Origin of the sequence: Armatimonas sp. (assembly GCF_043760365.1) — a bacterium.
Taxonomy (GTDB): domain Bacteria; phylum Armatimonadota; class Armatimonadia; order Armatimonadales; family Armatimonadaceae; genus Armatimonas.
This window is the reverse complement of sequence record NZ_JAYUPA010000940.1, coordinates 1-2,872: the sequence shown is the minus strand read 5'-3', so window position 1 is coordinate 2,872 and position 2,872 is coordinate 1. Positions and strand designations below refer to the sequence as shown.

At 54.8% G+C, this 2,872-nt stretch carries 3 protein-coding genes; 2 read left to right on the top strand and 1 reads right to left on the bottom strand.

What is annotated here, in order from left to right:
* The coding region (locus ACH2EH_RS23720; protein ID WP_395145685.1) for a hypothetical protein at positions 1–190 on the bottom strand (190 nt) is incomplete at its 3' end.
* A gap of 709 nt (positions 191–899) precedes the next feature.
* Between ACH2EH_RS23720 and ACH2EH_RS23715 the strand changes: the two genes are divergently transcribed.
* Together ACH2EH_RS23715 and ACH2EH_RS23710 are read left to right on the top strand one after the other, a co-directional pair.
* The gene (locus ACH2EH_RS23715) at positions 900–1,565 is read left to right on the top strand and encodes a hypothetical protein (RefSeq protein ID WP_395145683.1); all 666 of its coding nucleotides are present in this window, start codon (positions 900–902) and stop codon (positions 1,563–1,565) included.
* Between the two features lie 439 nt (positions 1,566–2,004).
* Positions 2,005–2,872 (top strand): hypothetical protein (locus ACH2EH_RS23710; RefSeq protein WP_395145682.1); only part of this gene is annotated, 868 nt, incomplete at its 3' end.

Sequence of the window (2,872 nt, the reverse complement as noted above, 5' to 3'; positions counted from 1 at the left end):
CTGCGATGGCACGTGTGGTTGTCATAGCTGAGAGCAACGTATCTTCTGCCAGGCGTGCTTTGCCCTGAATGGAATACCAGGGAATATGCAGCAATATGGCTCGCAGGCGATTACTAGGAGTCGCGATGTCAGCAGAAGGGGTAGCCATGTCGGCAGAAGAGGTAGCCATGTCGGCAGAAGGGGTAGCCATGTCGGCAGAAGGAGTAGCGGGCGTAATTATGTCGCTCGTGAAATCAGGGGTAGTTGTGGGATTTGGGGTGGTGATTGTCGGTGGTGGGGTGGTGATTGTCGGTGGCATGGATCGCTTGGATTATTGTGATAAATGAGATCATTCTATGATGAGTGAGGTCCTCAGGCGGCGAGCGTGGCAATGGGGTTTTCGTCGTAGAGGGAAAAACCATCCTCCTTTGGAAAGCCCCCTCTTTCTTCGAAGAGTTCTTCATCGAGATTCCCGTTTTAGTATTGAACACCGAACAGAGGCCGAACATCAAGAAGGGATTGCACATCGGCACATAAAAGGGATTACACATCGGCACATAAAAGGGATTACACATCGGCGCATAAGCAGTGAGGGTGGAAACCATGAGCAGGTCGGATTAGGGATTAGTGCAGCGCTCTTTAGAAATTGCAGCACGTCTTTTTAGAAATTAGCGCAGCGCTTCTCAGGATGAGGCCCGCCTAACCAACTCGCAACATGGCTAACAAGCAGAGCTCTAGGAGCCCCACTGTTAGTCTCCTGGACGATCCAACCTGCACTCTCTATCGTGGTTTGCATCCGTGGCGCTTTCCTAAAGACCGTAGGACTCCCCTACAAATACAAACCGTAGGGCTTACAAACTACCGTAGGGCTTACAAACTATGGGAATGCGCCCGGAAAATTACCATATGGAGGTCTTCTTATGGCGCGATTTCTGCGCTACACCACCTTTCAGCCCGGCGAGCTGGAGGGAGAACTCAAGGCACTCGCACTCAAAAACGGAGTCGTGGCCGATGTCCCCAATGCCTGGGATGTCAGGAGGCACAATCCCCTGCATCACCGCTGGCATGACTGCGCCATCCTCTACCCAGATGGCACAAGCGGCACTTGCCACTACACGAGGCAAGGCCCAAAGTGGCACATTTTCCGCTACCAATATGGCGGCGACCAGCTCCCCTACGCCTACCACATGGACGAGCTAGGGCGCGATGCCACCAGCATCGAGGCACTGGCTCAGGAGAAAGCTGCTGTCGCGTTCGAATATGCGATCTGTGAGGAGCAGCGGCTGGCAAAGCGCATCCAACCGCCACAAGGCAGGAAAGGCGATCCGGCCAAATACCAGATCCCGATCAAGCGCCTAAAACTCGTGGCAGGAAAGTATGCTTTGTGTGCTCCGCTCGCGGATAAACTACTGCCCGCCGCCTTTGGTCTTTACGACACTATGGAGCAAGCCAACACCGCCTGGCAGGAGCGCGGCAATCCCACTCTGGTGATCGCCATCGCCTGCCGATGGACACGACGCTGGGAACGGCTTCGATTCAATGCACTCGAAAAAGTAGCCACAGTAGCAAGCACAAATGCCGGTTAGCAACGCGCCCGATTTAGAGCAACTACGCCCCGACACAACACGCCCTAGCTTACATAAGCCGGGGCATTTTTTTGTCTAAGCCAGGGCATTCTTTTACTTTCGGGGCTTCTTTTTACCCCGGTGAGCGTCTCCGTTTCGTTACATTTTTCGGCTTACAGAGCCGCGCTGTTAGTCTCGTTGGAGCTTCGCTTTGCCTGCCCTATGCTTACTGCTGCGCGGCGAGGTATGCCTCCCCAATAGCAATAAAGGCCCCACGCCGCGCAAGACAAACGGAGTCTATAAACCGGACATACGGAGTCCTTAAACCGGCTCCGCGTCCATAATCCAGCTCCGCGTACCTTCACAACTTATCTCACTCTCCCAAAAAAACAGGGGTATCACCCCTAAGTTGGGCAAAAATCTCCCCTTGATTGGGGAGACTTGAAAGGAAACAATCCCTATGAACCTTGATGAGGTCTGCGAGCGCGTGAGCGCAGACGACGCGGGCAAGCACGATAGTCTCGTGCCCATTCGCGAAGTCTCCATGCAACACGGGCGCATTTACTGGCCCGGTGCCGATGACGATGGTTTCGGCTTTGCCCTCTCCCCTTGGGCGATGGGCCAAGCTTGCACCAAACTCGGAATGCCAGCCGCCTACTTCGGTAGGTGTCCTAAAGAATTGCAAGATACGCAATTTAACTTTTGGAAAGGCATCCCCGAGGAGTTGCGCAAGAAGGCTGGTGGTGATGGCGGCCAGCAGTGGACCGTTCGCGCCAAGGGAGCCACCGTTCGCGGTGTGCTCTCCGCTCGCTACGAGAAACTCGACAACCGACAGCTCCTCAGTGCCCTTTTGCCCGCACTGGAAGGCATGGACTACCCGGTGAAGCTCTTCGACCTGACAAGCGAGAGCCTTCACCTACGACTCGTTGACCCGAGAATGAGCCGCTTGGTACTGCCCGGAGACCCACTCATTGTTGCGATCCACATTGCAAACAGTGAGGTAGGTTTACGGGCCGTCACGATAGATGCCTGCATCTTTCGCCAAGTGTGTAGCAACGGTATGGTGCGTAAGATCGCGGGACGGAGCATGCTCAAGCAGCGGCATATTCATGTTGCTACAGCACAGTTCGTTCCGCTTCTGCAAGATGCCATCGCCCAAGCTCGGCTTGTGGCGGCGGCGTTCATCGAGCAGATGATCCTCTCCACCAAGACAGTTGTTCCTGACCCGGCTAGGGCAATTGAAGTGCTGGCTGATGCCTGGAAACTCTCCAAGCAGACCGCCGAGTACATCAAGTTCGGGCTGTACGGTGAGACTCACCAAGACACGC

What these genes read in the sequence shown, in the direction of transcription:
- ACH2EH_RS23715 (WP_395145683.1), top strand. Translation starts at nt 900, where the DNA reads ATGGCGCGATTTCTGCGCTACACCACCTTTCAGCCCGGCGAGCTGGAG.